Annotated in this window: 3 protein-coding genes; all 3 read right to left on the bottom strand. The window is 64.9% G+C overall.

Annotated elements, in window-relative coordinates:
• The coding region (locus tag IG178_RS26330; RefSeq protein WP_193215263.1) for a 30S ribosomal protein S17 at nucleotides 1-192 on the bottom strand (192 nt) is incomplete at its 3' end.
• Nucleotides 189-440 carry a 50S ribosomal protein L29 gene (rpmC, locus tag IG178_RS24940; RefSeq protein ID WP_024289931.1) on the bottom strand — a complete coding sequence of 84 codons (252 nt, stop codon included), beginning with the start codon at nucleotides 438-440 and terminating at the stop codon, nucleotides 189-191. The genes rpmC and IG178_RS26330, both read right to left, overlap by 4 nt.
• A gap of 3 nt (nucleotides 441-443) precedes the next feature.
• On the bottom strand, nucleotides 444-578 hold a 135-nt coding region (locus tag IG178_RS24945; protein WP_193215264.1), incomplete at its 5' end, for a ribosomal protein L16.

Genomic DNA, 578 nt, shown 5'->3' on the forward strand with positions numbered 1-578 from the left:
CTCGTTGGCCTCGTCGTGGGCCTTGACCTTCTGCGTGCGGCGGATCACCTTGCCGTAGAGGGCATGGGTGACGTTGTCCTGCAGCAGCACGACGACGGTCTTGTCCATCTTGTCCGAGACGACGTAGCCGCGGCGGGTCTTGCGATCCCCGCGCTGGTCGGTCTCAGCGGTCTTCTGAGGCTGCTCGGTCACTTGGCACCATCCTTCGAGGTCTCGGCTGCGCCGCGGATGCCCAGCTCGCGCTCACGCAGCACCGTGTAGATGCGCGCGATGTCGCGCTTGACGGCCTTCAGACGGCCATTGCTCTCGAGCTGACCCGTGGCCGACTGGAAGCGCAGGTTGAACAGCTCCTCCTTGGCCTTCTTCAGCTCGGACTGGAGAGCGGCGTCGTCGAGCTCGACGAGCTTCTCCATGTTCAGATCCTTGGATCCAACGGCCATTGATCATTCACCGCCTTCGCGACGCACGATGCGCGCCTTCATCGGGAGCTTGTGGATGGCCAGGCGAAGGGCCTCGCGGGCCACCTCGTCGGACACGCCGCCCAGCTCGAACATCACGCGACCCGGCTTGACGTTGGC

It is taken from the genome of Neoluteolibacter marinus (assembly GCF_014904755.1).
Classification (GTDB): domain Bacteria; phylum Verrucomicrobiota; class Verrucomicrobiia; order Verrucomicrobiales; family Akkermansiaceae; genus Haloferula; species Haloferula marina.